Annotated in this window: 16 protein-coding genes and 1 tRNA gene; 13 read left to right on the top strand and 4 right to left on the bottom strand. The window is 47.8% G+C overall.

The features are described from left to right. From FP827_01980 to FP827_01995, 4 genes are all read left to right on the top strand, one after another. Positions 1-213: nicotinate-nucleotide diphosphorylase (carboxylating) (locus FP827_01980; GenBank protein MBA3051851.1), on the top strand; the 213-nt coding region annotated here is incomplete at its 5' end. Then, complete coding sequence (locus tag FP827_01985; GenBank protein ID MBA3051852.1) at positions 176-814, top strand: hypothetical protein; 639 nt, start codon at positions 176-178, stop codon at positions 812-814. The genes FP827_01980 and FP827_01985, both read left to right, overlap by 38 nt. A 7-nt stretch (positions 815-821) precedes the next feature. Next, a tRNA-Ser gene (locus tag FP827_01990) sits at positions 822-909 on the top strand. A 241-nt stretch (positions 910-1,150) separates the two neighbouring features. Beyond that, the gene (locus FP827_01995) at positions 1,151-1,462 is read left to right on the top strand and encodes a hypothetical protein (protein MBA3051853.1); all 312 of its coding nucleotides are present in this window, start codon (positions 1,151-1,153) and stop codon (positions 1,460-1,462) included. A gap of 740 nt (positions 1,463-2,202) precedes the next feature. Here the strand turns inward: FP827_01995 and FP827_02000 are convergent. Next, the gene (locus FP827_02000; GenBank protein MBA3051854.1) at positions 2,203-2,793 is read right to left on the bottom strand and encodes a tetratricopeptide repeat protein; all 591 of its coding nucleotides are present in this window, start codon (positions 2,791-2,793) and stop codon (positions 2,203-2,205) included. 60 nt (positions 2,794-2,853) lie between these two features. Here FP827_02000 and FP827_02005 point away from each other — a divergent pair, with 60 nt between their 5' ends. Both FP827_02005 and FP827_02010 read left to right on the top strand, forming a co-directional pair. Continuing rightward, positions 2,854-3,036: a ferredoxin gene (locus FP827_02005; protein MBA3051855.1), complete on the top strand. Its 183-nt coding sequence runs from the start codon at positions 2,854-2,856 to the stop codon at positions 3,034-3,036. An 87-nt stretch (positions 3,037-3,123) separates the two neighbouring features. After that, positions 3,124-3,708: a hypothetical protein gene (locus FP827_02010; protein MBA3051856.1), complete on the top strand. Its 585-nt coding sequence runs from the start codon at positions 3,124-3,126 to the stop codon at positions 3,706-3,708. Here FP827_02010 and FP827_02015 read toward each other — a convergent pair. The 3 genes from FP827_02015 to queA form a co-directional block, all read right to left on the bottom strand. Beyond that, complete coding sequence (locus FP827_02015; GenBank protein ID MBA3051857.1) at positions 3,705-4,829, bottom strand: MFS transporter; 1,125 nt, start codon at positions 4,827-4,829, stop codon at positions 3,705-3,707. The two genes, FP827_02010 and FP827_02015, sit on opposite strands and share 4 nt — an antisense overlap. Continuing rightward, positions 4,795-6,156, bottom strand: coding sequence for a UDP-N-acetylmuramoyl-tripeptide--D-alanyl-D-alanine ligase (locus FP827_02020; GenBank protein MBA3051858.1), 1,362 nt, complete (start codon positions 6,154-6,156; stop codon positions 4,795-4,797). Before FP827_02020 ends, FP827_02015 begins: the two co-directional genes overlap by 35 nt. 62 nt (positions 6,157-6,218) lie before the next feature. Further along, positions 6,219-7,247, bottom strand: coding sequence for a tRNA preQ1(34) S-adenosylmethionine ribosyltransferase-isomerase QueA (gene queA, locus FP827_02025; protein ID MBA3051859.1), 1,029 nt, complete (start codon positions 7,245-7,247; stop codon positions 6,219-6,221). Between the two features lie 158 nt (positions 7,248-7,405). On the opposite strand from queA, the gene FP827_02030 reads away from it, so the two are divergent. The 7 genes from FP827_02030 (at position 7,406) to FP827_02060 (ending at position 17,679) form a co-directional block, all read left to right on the top strand. After that, complete coding sequence (locus FP827_02030) at positions 7,406-8,428, top strand: class I SAM-dependent methyltransferase (protein ID MBA3051860.1); 1,023 nt, start codon at positions 7,406-7,408, stop codon at positions 8,426-8,428. A 1-nt stretch (position 8,429) separates the two neighbouring features. Continuing rightward, positions 8,430-10,550 carry a tetratricopeptide repeat protein gene (locus tag FP827_02035; protein ID MBA3051861.1) on the top strand — a complete coding sequence of 707 codons (2,121 nt, stop codon included), beginning with the start codon at positions 8,430-8,432 and terminating at the stop codon, positions 10,548-10,550. Beyond that, positions 10,484-12,949 (top strand): tetratricopeptide repeat protein, encoded by a 2,466-nt coding sequence (locus tag FP827_02040; GenBank protein MBA3051862.1) that lies wholly within the window; start codon positions 10,484-10,486, stop codon positions 12,947-12,949. The genes FP827_02035 and FP827_02040 overlap by 67 nt, the downstream gene beginning before the upstream one ends. A 32-nt stretch (positions 12,950-12,981) precedes the next feature. Then, positions 12,982-14,175 carry a MiaB/RimO family radical SAM methylthiotransferase gene (locus FP827_02045; GenBank protein MBA3051863.1) on the top strand — a complete coding sequence of 398 codons (1,194 nt, stop codon included), beginning with the start codon at positions 12,982-12,984 and terminating at the stop codon, positions 14,173-14,175. Next, positions 14,157-14,675, top strand: a complete 519-nt coding sequence (locus FP827_02050; protein ID MBA3051864.1) for a hypothetical protein — start codon at positions 14,157-14,159, stop codon at positions 14,673-14,675. The genes FP827_02045 and FP827_02050 overlap by 19 nt, the downstream gene beginning before the upstream one ends. A gap of 249 nt (positions 14,676-14,924) precedes the next feature. Then, complete coding sequence (locus FP827_02055) at positions 14,925-16,331, top strand: hypothetical protein (protein ID MBA3051865.1); 1,407 nt, start codon at positions 14,925-14,927, stop codon at positions 16,329-16,331. A gap of 19 nt (positions 16,332-16,350) precedes the next feature. After that, positions 16,351-17,679 carry a HEAT repeat domain-containing protein gene (locus tag FP827_02060; GenBank protein ID MBA3051866.1) on the top strand — a complete coding sequence of 443 codons (1,329 nt, stop codon included), beginning with the start codon at positions 16,351-16,353 and terminating at the stop codon, positions 17,677-17,679. The last annotated feature ends 36 nt before the right edge of the window (positions 17,680-17,715 follow it).

The raw sequence follows: 17,715 nt of genomic DNA on the forward strand, positions 1-17,715 counted from the left end.
CCCTATGTGCTCCTCTGCGATAATTTTACACCGCGTGAGGCCTCGCGTGCCGTGGAGCTGAGAGACATCATGTCTCCCCGTACGCTAATAGAAATATCCGGCGGTATAGATGAAAAAACCGTTCTGAAATATAAACACATTCCCGTCGACAGGATATCCTCGGGGGCTTTGACACATTCTGTGCGGGCCGCTGATTTTTCTCTTGAAGTTTAGCTCTAAAGACGGCGCGGATTTCAATGAGATAAGGGAAGACAAAGTCCGTGATATTTTAAAAAGGTTTTTCCCCTCATCGGGGCTTAAGATACTGGATGAATGCGTTTCGACGCAGACAGCCGTCAGGGAAGAAATCAAAACCTGCCCCGGAAGGCCTTTGCTCATTGTCGCACGCAGCCAGAGCGGCGCTTTCGGCAGATTCGGCAGAAAATTCCATTCGCCTCCCGGGGGCTTATGGTTTTCGTTTTTTGTGCCGTCTTCTTTGGCCTTACTCAATGAGGATTGCGCCATCAAGGCCGCGGAAAAGATCAAAGACAGCCTTGAGGAGGAGCTTTCGCTGGATCTGGGGACAAAAGAGCCTAATGATATTGTGACGCCTTCGGGTTCCAAGCTCGCCGGGATAATCGTCACCGGGTTGTACAGCGGTTCCAAATGCGTCGGCGCGGTTCTGGGCGCAGGAATTAATATAAATAACGATACTGATTTTGACGGCGTGGATGCGGCCTCGCTGCGTGAGCTAACAGGCGCCAGTGTCCGTCTGGAAGACATTCTGCGGCTATGCTTGCAAAGCATAGCGTCATTGGTGTATGATAAAGACTGATTTTAATGGAGGCGTGGCAGAGCGGTCGAATGCGGCGGTCTCGAAAACCGTTGTGTGCCTTTGGTGCACCGGGGGTTCGAATCCTCCCGCCTCCGTTTCCAGCAAATAGGAGCAAGCCAACTGCTTGGCTTGCGTGAGGATTCGAAGACCGCAGCGATGCGCGAGTTTTCGCTTTTCAGCGGAAGGCGAGCGCCGCGAGGGGCGGCCTGCGAGAATCCGCCGTCAGGCGGATTACTTGTAGGCGAATCCTCCCGCCTCCGTTTCCAACAAATAGGAGCAAGCCAATCCGTCTACGGCGGACGAGGCGTGGGTTTTTTGTAGTTATGGGAGAGATTTATGAAAAGATTTTTTGCAGTTTTTGTTTGTTTCACGGTAATTTTCTCGTTCACAGGTTGCGCCACCTTGCATATTCAGGGGAACGGGCAAGTGTTAGGAATGCCGAATGATACATGGAAGGAGTATGACACGTTTAAAAGTTTTTATCTTTTCGCTGGTCTTGTCCCGCTTGCAAATTATAAACTTGATAACAAATTTCCGGCCAAAGGAAGAGTGCGTATTAAAAAAAGATTTAATGTTATTGATTGGCTGATTAGCGGTCTGAGTTTAGGGATTCTTTATACGGAAACGATAACTGTTTACGCCGAATAAAAATTTTTAATTTAATATTTGCTCGCAGTCGTCGTATGTTGACATAACCTAAATCAGAAATGGCTAAATACCCTAAATGTTCTATTCAGGAGCGTATTGTTCAAGGTAACACCTATTACTATCTGCAATATAGGGATCGGGGAAAGATAAAGCAGGATTATTTAGGCAATGAAGTAGACCCAAAATTCAGAAAAAAGATCGAAGCACGGCAAGCAATTCAGGAAAAGCTTAAACCGATAAACGAAAAACTGAAAATACTACGGAGACTTAAAGAATAAAATTCGAAATCCGGCGGCAAGAATTTAGGGAACAGGACGGAGGAAAACGGGAAGGCAAATTAAGCGAGGTCGCAAATGCCGCTGAAAGTAGCAGAAGTGGTCGAGCGATTCGGGAAAGCAGACAGCCAGTACCTAATGGGTACTGCATCCGCTGACAAGCGGAAATCGCAAAGCGATGCTGTCTTGGTGGGAAAAGGTAGTGAGCAGTGCGAAGGACGCAATGTGTCCGAGCCTGCGGGTTGGAAATATTAGCGGAGTTTTAAACAATGGAATTTTCAGAAGTTAAATTATTAACAAATACGGTTCGAGCGTTGTTCAGTAATAGCCGAAGTTAGAATACGCGATATCATCTATAATTGCGCATTTTTGCCTTTTTTTTAAAAAATAAAATAGAATATGACAAGTCAGATGAAAATCAAACACATGTTGGCCTTCTTTGCGGCCGCGGCTCTTTTATGTCCTTCAGTGATATTTTCTTTTCCGCGCGGAGCGTTCTCTTTCGCGTACATATTCTTTGTCCGCTTCTTTTGCCCGGAGGCACATTGTTTTTGCCGATTTTTTATCACCGGTATTTAAATAAACAAGCCCCAGATTTATCATGGCTTTGGCGTAGAGAGGGTTGTGCTCTATCGCTTTTTCAAAACATTTTTTTGCGTTTTCGTAAGCACCCCCGTGATAATAGAGTATGCCGAGATTGTTGTGCGCGATCGCGTAGCCGCTGTCGAGCGCAATGGCTTGCTTGTAATTCCGCGCGGCTTTTTCATTTTCGCCGAGTTTGTAATATATAAAGCCGAGCGTGTTATGCGCACGGCTCGACGCCGGCACATCTTTAAGAAATATCAGAAATTCCTTTTCAGCCCCGCGATAGTTATTATCGTCAAGCAGCTCCATGCCTTTTACATAGTGAGGGTTTTCTTCACTCAGCGCCGCTGCCGGCAAAAACAGCATAATTAAAATTATAATTCTAAACATTGTAGGTTGCCCGATTATACAAACACCCCCGCACAGAGACAACACACGAAATTTCCAAATACCGTGATGGCAGTCCTCCATTGAAAAAAAAAGAACAAAAAGCTACAATAAACCAAATTTAAAGTTAACGGGAGGAATAAAATGAGAGTTACTATTGACGCGGATCTTTGCACGGGCTGCAGCCTTTGCGAACAGACGGTTCCGGAAGTTTTTGAGATTGTTGACGGCGTGGCCGTGGTGAAAGGCGCGGTGACGGTGGATAAGGAAGAGGATGTGACAGACGCCGCTGAAAACTGTCCCGTGGATGCGATAAACATAGAATAAAAATCAGTCTGATTTGGAACGGCCCCGGTTTCAGCCGGGGCCGTTTATTTTTAAGCGCGTTGTAAAAAGGGAGATAAAAGCATAGTTATGGATAAGAAAAAGATCATAGGCACGGATTTTGACGGGATAATAACAGATACGGATCCCGTTTTCAGGGAATATATCAAAAGAGTCACGGGCAAGCAGTTTTACAGAGAGCAGATCACAAAATATTTTTACGAGGAATGCCTGCCCATCACAAAAGATGATGTGGATAAGGCCTATCAATTGATGCTGAAAGAAAATGTCTGGAGCCGAATGGAGCTTGTCGATGGCGCGAAAGATACTCTTGTGGAGCTGGCGGAAAAGTTCGATATAGTGGTGATCACGGCGAGGCCCGCCGACGCGAGAAGGCAGTCCGAAGAGTTTTTAAAAAGAAAAGGCATCCCGTTTAAAGAGATACATTTTATCAAAGAAGGCAATAATAAGATCAATCTGATGAAAGAATTTCCTTTTAAGTTTGAAGCTTTTATAGAGGACAGGCTTGATTTCGCGAGAGGCATCGCTCTTTCGGGAATCAAAACATATATGCTTGATTATCCCTGGAACCGCTGTACCGGCGATACGGCAAATCTTTACAGGGTAAGTTCGTGGAAAGAAATAAGAGAATCTCTTTCCTCCGCCATGTCTTAATTTTCTTTAAGAGTAAACAGAAAGCTCAGCGCTATCGCCCCCGCAGCGGCGCCGAGCGCGAAGGTGTAGGTGTGATTCATGTTCCAGAGGATGCCCTGCGCTATTCCTCCGCCCAAAAGAGAAAAGGACTGTGTGATCTGCAGTTTACCCATGTTTCTGCCGCGCTTTGCGGACGGGGTCAATTCATTGATCCATGTTTTGATGCTCACCTTTGAAAAGGCCGCGGTAATTCCCAGCAGGAGCATTGAAGCGGTCAGATACGATCCGGGAATGAAAATAAATAAGGCGCATAAAATGATGAACAGTATGTTTGCGAGTATTAGGCCCTTTCTGCATCCGTTTAGCGACGCGAACTTTCCGGCCGGCACGGCGGAGACAGCGTAAGCTAAGTTATAGACGATATAGGCAAAAATTCCCGAGGAGACAGGGCTCCCCGCGCTTTTTCCGTAGATCTGGATGAAACTTATAAAAAACAGATAGTTGATGTTTGCCAGTGAAAACAAGCCCGTATAGATAAACAGAGAACTGATTTTAGCGAGGTCTGATTTCGGCTCGCAGTTTTTTCCGGGTATGAGTTTTTCCCGGAGCATTAAAATCGGAGGCAGCGCGATAAAGGATATCGCGGCCCCGGCGAGGATTATCGTTTTTATACCGCAGCCTGTCTGCCACAGTATGTATGCCGCCAGAGTGCCGATGAGCGCTCCGGCGCTGTCCATCGCTTTTTGTATCCCGAAAGCTTTGCCCGCGTATTCTTGAGGGACAGTGTCGCATATAAGAGAATCCCTTGGAGCTATGCGCAGGCCTTTCCCTATGCGTTCTCCGCTCCTGGATGCCGCCACAGCCGCGCTCGTCGGTGAAACGGCGATGAGCAGTTTGGACAGGCACGACAGCAGATATCCCGCGAATATGAGCTGTTTTCTTTTTCCTGTTTTGTCCGAGAGTGATCCGCTGAGATAATGTGTGATTCCTTCAAAAACCTGGGGGAGGTTGCCCACCATACCTAAGGCCATGCCCCCGGCTCCCATCACTGCCAGCAGAGCCGGCAGTACGGCCTTTATCATTTCGCTGGAAATATCGGTGAGTAAACTAATGGTTCCGAGAAGGTATATGTTTGACCACATGATCGAATATCTCGTCTATTTTCATCGCCCGCGAAGCTTTGAAAGCTATTAGGTCTGCCGGTTCCTTAACTACCGCGGCCATTAACTTTTTTCTGTCCGTGTGGATAGTGTATTTTATAGCCGGATTGATTTTTTTAAGCCCTTTGATGAAAGAGCCGCCGAATCTGCCCATATAATGTACGGATTCCACGCCCGATGCCGCGAAATCAGCGCCAGTTCCGGCATGGAGGCGCGAAGAATCTTTTCCCAGTTCCAGCATATCCGCGAAGACTATGGCTTTGCGCCCTTTTTCGTTTTTGAGAAGCTCCGCCAGCGCTTTTGCCGAGCCTGGATTGGCGTTGAAAGAATCGTTGACCAATATGCGGCCCTTGATCTTTTTAACGCTTATTCTTCCCGGGGGAGCTTTGAATGTCTTCACACTTTCTATGATTGTTTTCCACGGTATTCCGAAAATCCGAGCCACGGCGGCTGCGGCGGCTATGTTGAGAGTGTTAAATGCTCCGGGTAGGGAAGTTTTAAAGCGTTTTCCGTGGAGGATGAATTCGGTGCCGCTAAAACCCGTTTTTATTATTTTCACCTGGCAGAGGCTCTTCTTTTTCAGCGAATATGTTATGAGCTTTCCGCGGAAAATTTTTTTAAATTTCGCGGCGAATGGATCGTCGTTGTTTAATATAAGAGACCCGCCCGGGCTAATATATTCGGCCAGTTCGCTTTTTTCTCTGAACACATTTTCCCTTGTTTTCAGGTCGCTCAGATGACTGTCGCTTATGTTCGTGATAATGCCGGTATCGGGCCGGGCGATTTCGCATAGGCTCCGTATTCCGCCTATCACATTTGTTTCCATCTCGGTGATCATTATGTCCGCGCTGCGGGGTGTGCTAAGAACCGTAAGGGGCAGGCCGATAAAATTGTTGAAACTTTTTTCAGCGGCGTTTACGCGGAAGCGTTTTTTTAATATATGGGCGAGCAGGTCTTTTGTGCTTGTTTTTCCGTTTGAGCCGCTGACTGCTATAACGCGCGGCTCTATTTTTGTCCTCCATAGCTCGGCTGTCTTCTTGAGAGCCGAAAGGCTGTCTTTAACGAGGATGACGCTTTTGCCGCTTTTGGCAAGAGGTGCTTTTTCAACGATTGCCGCCGGGCATTTTTTGAGCGCTTCCGCGGCGAAACGGTGTCCGTCCAGCCGCGAGCCTTTAAGTGCGAAGAAGATATCATATCTGCGCAGGCGGCGGGAGTCTATGGAAACACCTGTTATTTTGACGCTGTCTTTACCGCTGATAAGTTTTCCGCCGGTCGCTTCTATAATTTCTTTGATGCTGAGAGATATCATTTCGAATTATAGCACAAAGCCGTATAGGAAAAAAAGGGGATAGTTAAAGATCGTCCGGAAATTTACAATATGAGCATCGCGTCGCCGAAGGAGAAAAAGCGCCATCTGCGTTTTATGGCTTCCGCGTAACATTCCATGATATTTTTTCTTCCGGCAAAGGCGCTGACAAGGACGATGAGGCTGGATAGGGGAGTGTGGAAATTGGTGATGAGAGCTTTTACGATCTTGAATTTATAAGGAGGAGTGATATACATGCCCGTGAGGCCGGACCCGTGGCGGACCGTCATGACCCCGTTTTTTTTAACGGCGTTGCTTTCAAGTGTTCTCGTCACCGTTGTGCCGCAGGCAAACACACGGCGGTTTTCGGCTATCGCGCGGTTGACGGCAAGGGCTGTTTGTTCAGGTATGGTGAAGAATTCCTCGTCCATACGGTGCTCCTCGATCGTCTTTCCGCGCAGCGGCGTAAAAGTGCCGAATCCCGTGTGCAGTGTTATAAATTTTATCTCAACGCCCTTTCGGGAGAGAGCACCGAGTATTTCCTTTGTGAAGTGCAGTCCTGCCGTCGGGGCCGCGACAGCGCCGTCGTTCCTGGCGTAGACCGTCTGATAGCGCCGCGGATTTTGTCTGACTTCACGGATGTAGGGGGGAAAGGGTATTTTTCCATAGGAAGCGAGGATCTCTTTGACTTCGCCGTTGAATTTTACCAGAGCCCGGCCTTCAGTTTTTTCCGCGATCTCGCATTGAAGGGAATTTTTTATAATGAGTATTTCGCCGGGTTTTACCTTTTTCAGCGGCTTTATAAGGCATTCCCAGAGCTCAGGCCCCTGTTTTTTGGCCCGGCGCAAAACAAAAATCTCCACTTTAGCGCCTGTTTTTCTCATCGCCGAGAGTCTCGCGGGTATGACTTTCGTGTCGTTTAACACGAGAAGATCGCCTTTTTGGAAATATTTGATAATAGCGCTGAATTTTTCAAAGCGGCGTTTACCGCTTTTTCTGTCAAAAACAAGGAGACTGGAGCCCGCGCGCGTTTTTGCCGGTTTCTGGGCGATGAGCTCTTCAGGGAGCGCAAAATTAAAAAGAGATGATCTCAAGCCCGGACCCCCCGCGAAAAATTTAAAGTTAAAAGCATGAGATAAAATACAAAATAAGAAGGTCCCTGCGCAAATATAATAGGATACGGCAAGTCCTGCTGTGTTATTGTGTAAAGGGGTCATTTATACTAAAATATACAAATGTGGACGCACTGATTATGTATTATGATAACAAGATAAATTCGCTTAAGCAGATTTTCGGCACAGACGAAATATGTCTGAGAAAAGACGCGCTCGTGGTGCGCTCTAAAGTATATCCGATCATTGACGATGTTATCATATTGTCCGAGTGGGGAAAATACACGGAGAAAGTCAGGAAAATTCTCGGTGTGGCCTCTTCGGACGGCAGTTATCCGGGATTTTCTAAAGACGTTCAGGACACCTTCGGAAAGGAATGGGTTAAGTACAGCAAAATAATGCCGTCTCACAGAGAGGAATTCGCGCAATATTTTGATATTGTGGACCTTGAATCCCTCCGCGGCAGACGCGCCTGTGACCTGGGGTGCGGCATAGGCAGGTTCAGTTATTTTCTCAAAGATGTGTGCGGAGAGATAATGCTCGTTGATTTTTCAGATGCCGTATTCGAGGCCAGGCGAAACCTGGCGGGGCGGGAAAACTGCCTGTTTTTCATGGGCGATATCAGCGACCTGCCGTTTTGCGCTAATTACGCGGATTTTCTGTTTTGCCTTGGGGTGCTGCATCATCTGCCGACGGACGCGCTTGATGAAGTGAGAAAACTTAAAAAATATTCTCCGCGAATTCTGGTCTATCTCTATTACGCGCTGGATAACAAGCCGTTTTATTTCAAGTGGATCCTCGCCGGGGTGACTTTTTTAAGGCGCGGCCTTTCAAGAAGCCGGAGCGTTTTTTTGAGAACGCTGATCCCGCCGCTTGCCGCGCGCCTTGTGTATTTTCCGCTTGTTCTCGTCGGATCCGTGCTTGACCGTTTTAAAATGTCAGGCATGGTGCCTCTTTATGATTCTTACAGGGGCAAAGGCATAAAAAGGACAGAGCAGGATGTGTATGACAGATTTTTTACGCCCATAGAACAGCGTTTTGAGAGAAAAGATATAATGAAACTGAAAGACAGCTTTGACAGTGTCACGGTGTCGGATAAGGTGCCATACTGGCATTTTCTGTGCCAGGCGCGGGAATCGGCCGCCATGGCGGGGAGAGCTTAGAGTGGGTAAAAACGATATTAATGTAATTTCATCCGTCGGCTTGGCTGATTTTCTTCACAAAGCCCTGGTGCTGCTTACGTCCGCGCTGTGTTTTTCGGCGGCGGTGTTCTTTTACCTTAAAACTTATGATTCGGCGACGATCAAGATAACCATTGTTCAGGTGGGAGGATCTCTCCTCATAGGGTTGTTCCTTCTGAAAAAACTGGAGGACGGCCTGCGTTTTTCCATTGAGGAGCTTGCTTTTATCATACCCGTTGCCGCGTATATCCTGTGGGGATATTTTTCTTATGCCACGACGCCCTTTAAAACATGGGCTTCTTTTGACGAATTCTGGAGAAGGTGCATTTATACGGGCCTAGTCTTTATAGGTTTCTTTGAATTCAGAAAACTCAAAGATGTGAAATTCCTCACCTCCGTTCTGATGCTGACCTGTTTCGTCGTTTGTTTTTACAGCATTATGCAGAAGCTGGGCTACGACCCCTACGCATGGAAAGGGGCTTTCGGCACCCGGCATTTTTCCACCTTCGGTAATCCCAATTTTTTCGGGGCATGGTTGGTGGGCGCGGCGGCCCTGCCGCTGGGCATGTTTTTCAAAACCAGAAATCCCCTTTATGCCGGCCTTTATGGCATGGCCGCATACGGCGTGTGGATCAGCGTTACCAAGGGCAGTTTTATAGGTTTTGCCGTGATGACGGCCTCGTCGCTTATGCTGACGGCACTTTTTGCCGGGTTTATCAACAGAAAAAAAGTGTTAAGGATCTTAAAATTCGGCCTACCGCTTTTGTTAGCGCTTTTGCTGGGCCTTGTCTACATAGCGGGCAACCCTATTTCATATAGATTCAGGATTTTTACATGGATGTCAAGTATGGAAATGCTTAAAAAGCATCCCGTCGCCGGCACCGGCATAGGCAGTTTCAAGGAAGTGTACCCGATGTTCCGTCATCCCGAGATATTCTGGATTGAGGGCAAACATAACACCGAGACGGATCATGCGCACAACGACTTCCTGGAGATTTTTTATGAAGAGGGAATGATAGGGTTTGGGTTTTATCTGTTAATTTTGTTTATAACATTTTATTCAGCGATAGGAAAATTATCAAAACTTGAAAGAGTGCCGTCGCAATCGGCCAGCAAAGACCTTATTGACAGGACATTTCTTCTTATAGGCTGGATGTCGGGGGCGCTGGCGATGCTCGCCCAGGCGGCGGTGGATGTCCATATGAGATTTGTGTCATCGGGGCATTTGTTCTGGCTGATGATAGGGGTGATAGGGGCTCTGACTTTTCCCGAAAAGGATAAAAAGAAGTATATAATACCGCTGGGTGATCTTTCCAAGATAATCCTGCAGTTCGCCGTCATAGCCGTGACGCTTTATTCCATGCTCTTCTTCAGAAAATTTTTCATAGCCGATGTGAATCACAATATAGCGATAGCTTATTCGAAGCAGGGGGTGTGGGAAAGGGCGCTGCATCATTATGATAAAGTCATCACCCTCTGGCCGCGCTTCATAATGGCTCATTATTTTATGGGCAATGTCTATAATGACAGATGGGACACGACGCCCCGCTACCATCCGTTATGGGATAAAACAATGACTAATGGCGCCGCGCGGACCGACCCCCAGCGAACAATAGCGAAGTACGATGATGTGCTCGCCATAGCGCCCAATTATGTGCAGGTGCATTACCAGGAGGGTAACATATATCTTAAAATGGGCATGTATGAGAAGGCTGTTGAAAAATTCAATCAGGCGATGGATATAGACCCCATATTTGCATTATCGCCTTTCAGGAAAGGATATTGTCTCGTGCAGCTGGGAAGATACGCTGAAGCTGAGCAGGCTTTTGGAGAGGCGATAGCAAGGCAGAAAATAAAAAATATCGAATTCGTGGAAGCCTATCTGAACTTGGCGAATGTCCTTTATCTGTCTAAAAAATACGATGAAGCCGAGCTTAATTATAAAAAAGTTGTTGAAATAACCCGATCCAGGGAAGCGTACACTAGCCTGCTGAATTTTTATCAGGCCATCAATAAAAAATCGCTAGCCAAAGAAACATGCCTAAAGATTCTGGAAATAGATCCCCACGACAAAAGAGCCGCGGAAATACTGAAAGGGCTCTAAGCCCCGTACGCCGTGGCGTACTTTCAGCCGCGTTCTGGGTTTTTGCGGCGGCGATATTTTTCTCGCCGCTGATCTTCTTTACGGCCGTGACGCGTAACCCCTACATCATCCAGAACATCATTTTCCGCTCATTGACCGCGGTCGCCGTTTTGCTCCTGCTTTTTTCCAGAAAAGGTCACATAACTTTCGCGAAGACCTATCTGGACAAACCCCTTGCCGCCTACGGCATCCTCATCGCATTGTCGCTGGTTGCCGCGCTTATATATTATCCCCAGTGGAAAACGGCTTATTTTGTTTTCTGGGGTAAACGGATGATATTTTTCGTGTTTAACTGCCTGGCCGTTTTTTATATTTCTTTTCTTATGGCGAAAGACAGCTATTATAAAAAAATTTTAATTTACGCGCTCATCGCAACCGCTTCCATTTCCGCGTTCTACGCCATTCTGCAGTACACCGGCCATGAATTCATATGGCCGCAGAACCTCCACCATTACGGCTCGCGCAGCGTGTCAACTTTCGGGAATCCCACTTTTATCGCCAGCTTTGAGGTTGTGATTATCATACTCTGCCTGTGGGCTTTTACAGGGGCTTCCACCGCGCCCTCGGCAATCGTGTGGGCTGTTATATTCTCGCTGAATTTTTTCGCGCTCCTCATCACTCAGACAAGGAGTTCGTGGGCGGGCGCTATTGTGGCGCTCGTTATATATACTGTTTTCGCTCTGAAAAAAGGCCTGTGGAAAAAAATGGCCGCCGCCTTTGCCGTGCTTTTCCTGGTAGCATGGATTTTTCCGAAGTTAGCTTATAACCACGATCATCCCACGGTTTGGTCAAGGCTGACCGTTGAGACGCGCAATATTTCAAATTTGATGGAATCATCGGGCATGACCCAGCGGCTTTTGATCTGGGGGGCCTCTTGGAGGATGTTCAGGCAGTCGCCTGTGTTCGGCCACGGGTGGGGCAGTTTTGAAATCAGGTATCCTGTAGAACAGGGAAGAATGATCGCGGAAAAACCTGAATTCGGGGGCTTAAGGACTCACGCCAATAATTCGCATAGCGAAATTCTTGAACAGCTCTCTCAGCTGGGGATTGTGGGTTTTTTTATTTTTGCCGCCATTTGGCTCGTGTTTTTTTATCGGGCAGGCCGCGCCTATTTTGAAAGCGGCGGGCTGCTCGTCCTTGCCTGTGCTGCTGCTGCTGCGGGCTTCATGGCCGATAACATGCTGGGCGTCACATTGAATTTCCCCATGCCGGTTATGGCGTTTTGGGCAATTTGCGGGATTGCCGTGGCGGAAAGTTCGCGCGGTGAGTATATTGTTTCGCGAAAACTGAAGACTGCTTTGGCGCTTAAAATAATTTTATCGGCGCTGGTTATTTTCTTTATAAAAAAACAGGTGGATTATTTTAAAGGGGAGATGAAGTATTTCAACGGTTTCACCCGTTCGCGCATGGGCGATATAAAGCGCGCAGCTAAAGATTGCCTCAAATCCTGGCGTTATTATCACTGGAACACGGATAATAACTATGAGCTTGGTAATTGCTTTATGAGATTGGCAAAATATGACAGGGAGGAGTGGGCTACGGAGTGGAAGAAGGCGGGGGTGGAGCCGTGGGCGACGAGGATGGAGGCGGCGGTGTGGGCGTATAAAGAGGCATTAAAGGCTAACCCGGCATATGATGAGACATATTATAGTCTCGCCATAGCCTATCAGAGCATGGGTGAGGCGAACGAGGCCGAAAAAAATTACAGGGAAGCCGCCTCAATCAATCCTGTGTCCGCGGAATATTTTCTGGCGCTCGGAAATCATTTTCTGCGGGATGAAAAGACAAGAGATATAAAAAAAGCAGAGGAATTTTACAGCCGCGCTTTTGAGCTGAAGCCGGATTCTCCCGACATCGCGAATAATCTGGCCTATGTTTATATGCTTAAGGGCGACCTGCGCAAAAGTTATGAACTTTATAAAAAAGCCCTGGAAATCAATCCGGCTTATGATACGGCAAAAAGAAATTTAGAGAGTCTCCTGCCGCGCCTCGGAATTCCCGTGGAGAAGTGGCGGGATAAAGCCATAGCGGCGGTGAAGGCGGAGAATTTCGCCGGGGCCTTGTCTCTTTTCAGGAAAATAATAGATGCCAACCCGGGCGATGCGGGCGCCGCTTTTTATCTGGGGAATTGTCTCACATCGCTGAAACGTTTTGACGAGGCCGCCTCTGTTTATGAGAGGCTCGTGAAATTTCATCCCGGAGAAAAGAACTTCGCCACGAATCTCGCGAAAATCTATTACATGAGGGGCGACAGGAAAAAGGCCGTGAATTTTCTTGAAGAAATATCGCCCAATTTCCCGCGGGATAAGGATATAGATAGATTGCTCAATACATTTCGCGGTGTCGGGGGGAATTTTTGACCAATAGCGCCCACAGAAAGAAGGAAAGTTTTATGATTAAGACTTTCGGGTGCAAAACAAATCGCGCCGATTCGGAAAAAATAATTTCGGCGCTTCGCGGTGAGGGCTGGTCATTAGCGGGAGACGATATCTCTTTGTGTATTGTCAATTCCTGCTGTGTCACCGCCCGGAGCGAGAACAAGGCTCTCAAAACAGCGCAGGCGTTGAAAAAAAATCATCCGTCCGCCGAGGTTGTTCTATCGGGATGCGTGACAGATTCCCTGAAAGTGGCCGCGTTGGAATCATGCATAGGCATCAAACTGAAATATCCGCCGGTTTCCGCTTCAGCCCCGACGGAAGGCCGGCAGCGTTATTTTTTGAAGATACAGAATGGCTGCGATAATTTTTGCTCATACTGCATTGTGCCCGCATTAAGAGGCGCGCCTGCCAGCAGAAGCAGGGAAAATATTATGCGGGAATTAGAGTGCCTTGAAAACGCGGCGGCGTTTCCTTCTGAGCTTGTGCTCACGGGCACGAACATCAATTTGTACAAGGATCCCGGCGGGGGCCTTATGGATCTGATATATACCATAAGAAAAAGATATAAGGCCAGAATAAGGCTGGGTTCGCTGGAGCCGCCTTTTGAGGAAGGTTTTGTTAAGAAACTTTCCAGGGCCGCGAATATATGCCCTCATTTTCCCGTGCCGCTTCAAAGCGGCAGTAACAGTGTGCTGAAAAAAATGCGCAGAAAATACAGCGCTTCTGATTTTATGAAGACGCTGGATGAAATAAGAAAATATTTTGATAAAGCCGCTGTTACGACGGACATCATATACGGGTTTCCGGGCGAAAGCGATGATGATTTTAATGAAACACTGGATTTTGTTGCGCAAGCGCAATTCAGCAAGATCCATGTTTTTCCTTTTTCAGCGCGGCCCGGCACCCTCGCGGCCTTGTATCCGCCTTTGAAGCATTCTGTTATAAAAGAGAGAAAGGCGCGTCTTCTGGAAGCTGCGGCGAAATCATCCGAAGATTACCGCCGCAAATTTATCGGGCAGAGCCTTGAAGTTGTCGCTGAGACAAAGACAGGGGAATGGTTTTACGGCACCTCGGGCAATTATCTCAAGGTGAAATTTCCCGCGGGAAAGGCGCTGTCCGGAGATATAGTCAGGGTAGAGGTTGAAGGAACATTGGGCGGGTTTATGAACGGTGCCGCCGCGGAGACATTATGGACAGCAAACAGATAAAGCGGGATATAGAGGACAAGATCATGGAATGGCAGAAACAGCTGGATGAAAAAGACAGTAAGATAAACACTTTCATAGAGGAAAATGCTTTATTGAAAACTGAAATATCCCGGAAACTCATAATGAGCCCCGCTTTAAAAGAAAGGCTGATGGGCGATGTGGGGCGGCTTCTGGCAAACATGAAAAATGATTTGAGAAAAAGCGCCGTGAAAGAGAGAGATTTATCTTCCCGGCTGGAATCGGCACGGGCAAAAATAGATTCTCTTTCGGCCGAGATCGCCGCGCAGAATTCCATGATAGAAAAACTTAAGGCGGATATCGCGGTTGCATCCAAAAATGCCGATGCCGCCGCGCTCGTCTCCGGGGCGGAACACGAAAAAGAGAAGACGGAAGAGCTTAAAAGGCTGACGCTGGAATTTGAGAAAAAACTGCAGGAACAGGCCGCCGAAGCGTCCATGCAGATAGATGCGCTGATGAGGGAAATTTCGGAAAGGGAATAATGCCGGAATCAACTCAATATCGCAGGACGTCATTATCCGACAGCCGTCGATCACATCCCGCGCTATCCGTAGACGGCCGCTCACGTATGCGGTTTGTCCTCCAGAGGCCGACTTCGCAAGGCTCAGCTCCGGGCAGAGGGCGAAACTCCTCGCTCATATGGCCCGCCCGCCGCGGCGGACTTTCAGCGCCGGATAGCGTCTGATATGCTTGCCCGATATAAAATTTTCGCTGCCGATGGATCCGGGATTATGAGAATTTGGCTTTTGCGCGGATTATTTTTGTTCATGGCGGGCTTTTGCGCGCCGGCTCTTAGCGCTCCCGAGGCCGATCAGGATAAGATGATAGAAAAGGCGCTTATGGAATATCAGCGGGGCAATACGCCTAATGCACTGGATATGATATATAAAACGCTTGAAAAATACCCCAAAAATTCCCGCGCTATAGATCTTTACGGGCAGATCAAGAATGACGAGGCCCGGAGGCTTTGCCGTGCGGCTGAGATATATTTCAGAAACGGTGAGCTTGATATCGCGCGTAAGAAAATAGAAGAGAGCCGGGCTCTTTCGGTGGATGTTTTTCTCTCGTATATAGATGAGAAGGTCATAGAGGCCAAAAGTTTTCTCAGCTCTCAGGATCCTGTCCAGTGCGCCGAGTCCTCGTCCGAAATCCTGTTTTTCGATCCAGGGAACAATGAGGCGCTGAAGCTTAAAGCATTGCTCAAAAGCTCATTTTTCAGGGAACTTTATAGTAGCGTTATAGGTGAAAAGAAAAAAATCGCCGCTCAGAAATATACGGAAGCCATGCAGTTATCCGCCAATCCCGTGAAAGCGCTGGGCCTGGCGAATGAGGCGCTCAAACTGGACCCGTCCAACAACGCCGCCGCCAAATTGAGGAAACAGCTGCTGAAAAAGCTCTCGGAGGCGGAATCGTCGGATCTCGGTAAATCCGATAAGCAGCGCGCCAAAGATGAAGAGAAGGCGCTTGAGTATTTTTTAAAGGCGGAAGACGCTTACAAAAAAAGAAGATTTGAAAAGGCTTTTCAATATCTTGAAAAAGCGCTGGCAAAAGATCCCGCCATGGACCGGGCGAAGAAGATGAAAGATGAAACGGGGACATTGATATGCGAGGCGGAACTGGCTTCCTCTTTTGAGTTTCTCGCTTCCGGAAAGAAGCGCGCCGCCTCGCGCAGCGCTAAAAAGGCCCGCCGTTTCGACCCCGCGATGGTGTCGAAAAAAGCGCAGGAGCTCATGGCTGAGGCCAGAAGGCTGATGACTGCGGGTGAGAAAGAGAGAGCGGGAATCCTGTTTACTCAGGCCGCGCTCCTGAATCCGGGCTATGAAGATGATAAAAATATGTCGGAGTCTTCGGTGGAACTCAATGAGGCGTGGTCTCTTTACAAAGGCGGCAATTATGAGCGTTGCGCTGATATTATATCGGCCGCCTCTAAAAAATATCCAGGGAATATTGAGGTCACCTTTTTGGAAAGCCTGAATTCCGCGCAAATGTCCCTGGATAAAGGGGATTTTCTGCGAACAAGGGAATTCCTTCTGAAAGCCGTTAAACTTAACCCTTTGCACAGAGAGGTGTGGGATTTTTTTAACCGCATGGATGAACTTTTAAACATACTGGGCTATGATTTGGAAAAGCAGAAATAAGTGAGCGGGAGGGAATGCGATGAAAAAAATAAATATTTTTAACGGGGGGACAGGATTAATCCTGTCCCCCAAGGAATTAATGAAAAGCATAATTATCTTTACGGCTTTTTGCGCGTTTGTCCGCGCGGAGATCGACCCCCGCGCTTTCGGGGCGGCTTTTGAGAATTTCCTCACCGGAAATTATGAAGCCGCGTTTAAGGATTCGTCTGAACTTTATAAGACTGATCCCTCGGAAAAAAGGGTCAGGGATCTCCACCACAAGACGCTGGTGAAAATGGCTCTTTTAATGGAATCCCGGAAGGATTACGCAAAAGCCATGGCGCATATCTCGGACGCCGGCAAAATAGCTATCACGCCTGAAGTAAAAGAAATCAGTGAGCGTTTGTCAAAACTTATGGGCGGATCCAAGCCGGCTGTTGTAAAGCCCGATGCCGCTGGGGCAAAAAAGATTGCTCCAAAGGCGGAGAAAGAAACAGCGGCGAAAAAGCCCGCGGCAGAAAAAAAACCGGTAAAAAAACAGGAAGCCGCAAAAAAAGAAGAGGTTGTGCGGGAAATACTCAAGCCGGAGAACAAGGCGGAAATGCCTTATCCGACTTCTTTGTTTATTCTGCTCGCCCTGAACCTTATGGCGGTTATGGCCCTGGGGTATTTTGTCGCTGCGGCTTTTTCTAAGAAGAAAGAATCCAAGCTCATGGAAGAGGAGAGGAGGATTTCGCAAATAGTGCAAACGCTCGGCAGCAAGGGGGAATATCAGGCGATTTTACAGAATCAGAAGGAAATGCAGAACGCTCTGGCTAAACTGCCTGAGGAAACATCAATGATGAAACTTCAGAATGCCGAAGTCATCAAACTGATAGAGAGACTGACAAAAAGTAAGACAGGCACCAATATAGAGCTGTCTTCCCATTCGCCCCGGGCGGGTATCGCCGGAGTGGACGATACCGCCAGGGTCAGGGCGGATACGGTTGAGCTGCTGGCTGAAATGTTCAAGGACTCGCCTATTATGGAAGAGCTTCTCGATCCCTATCTGCAGGATCCCAATAACAGGGTGAGGGGCAACGCGGCTATCGCCCTCTTTCCGCGGAACAGGCGCCGCGCTCTGGATAATGTCTCGGAGATGGGCAAGGCGGATGACGTCTGGATGAGGATGACCTCGGCATGGGCCTGCGGTGAAATGGGCGTTTCAGAGGGTGTTAAAATAATGACGCCTCTTTTAAATGACAGTTCTTTTCATGTCCGCAAAAGGGCGCTCGCGTCTTTCAAGAAACTGAAGGATGCCGGAATAGAACTGCCCATAGAAACAGAACAGAAGATGCTGGAGATAGAGGCCGAGGATAAGGAAAATTAAACAATATTCCGGTTTTTCCGTTTTCGGAGTAAAATC

The organism is Candidatus Omnitrophota bacterium, from assembly GCA_013791745.1.
Lineage (GTDB): Bacteria > CG03 > CG03 > CG03 > CG03 > CG03.

Excerpts from the sequence above, each read along its gene's own strand:
- FP827_01995 (MBA3051853.1), top strand. The coding sequence starts at position 1,151 with ATGAAAAGATTTTTTGCAGTTTTTGTTTGTTTCACGGTAATTTTCTCG.
- FP827_02000 (MBA3051854.1), bottom strand. The coding sequence starts at position 2,793 with ATGGAGGACTGCCATCACGGTATTTGGAAATTTCGTGTGTTGTCTCTG.
- FP827_02005 (MBA3051855.1), top strand. The coding sequence starts at position 2,854 with ATGAGAGTTACTATTGACGCGGATCTTTGCACGGGCTGCAGCCTTTGC.
- FP827_02010 (MBA3051856.1), top strand. The coding sequence starts at position 3,124 with ATGGATAAGAAAAAGATCATAGGCACGGATTTTGACGGGATAATAACA.
- FP827_02015 (MBA3051857.1), bottom strand. The coding sequence starts at position 4,829 with ATGTGGTCAAACATATACCTTCTCGGAACCATTAGTTTACTCACCGAT.
- FP827_02020 (MBA3051858.1), bottom strand. The coding sequence starts at position 6,156 with ATGATATCTCTCAGCATCAAAGAAATTATAGAAGCGACCGGCGGAAAA.
- FP827_02030 (MBA3051860.1), top strand. The coding sequence starts at position 7,406 with ATGTATTATGATAACAAGATAAATTCGCTTAAGCAGATTTTCGGCACA.
- FP827_02040 (MBA3051862.1), top strand. The coding sequence starts at position 10,484 with ATGCCTAAAGATTCTGGAAATAGATCCCCACGACAAAAGAGCCGCGGA.
- FP827_02045 (MBA3051863.1), top strand. The coding sequence starts at position 12,982 with ATGATTAAGACTTTCGGGTGCAAAACAAATCGCGCCGATTCGGAAAAA.
- FP827_02050 (MBA3051864.1), top strand. The coding sequence starts at position 14,157 with ATGGACAGCAAACAGATAAAGCGGGATATAGAGGACAAGATCATGGAA.
- FP827_02055 (MBA3051865.1), top strand. The coding sequence starts at position 14,925 with ATGAGAATTTGGCTTTTGCGCGGATTATTTTTGTTCATGGCGGGCTTT.
- FP827_02060 (MBA3051866.1), top strand. The coding sequence starts at position 16,351 with ATGAAAAAAATAAATATTTTTAACGGGGGGACAGGATTAATCCTGTCC.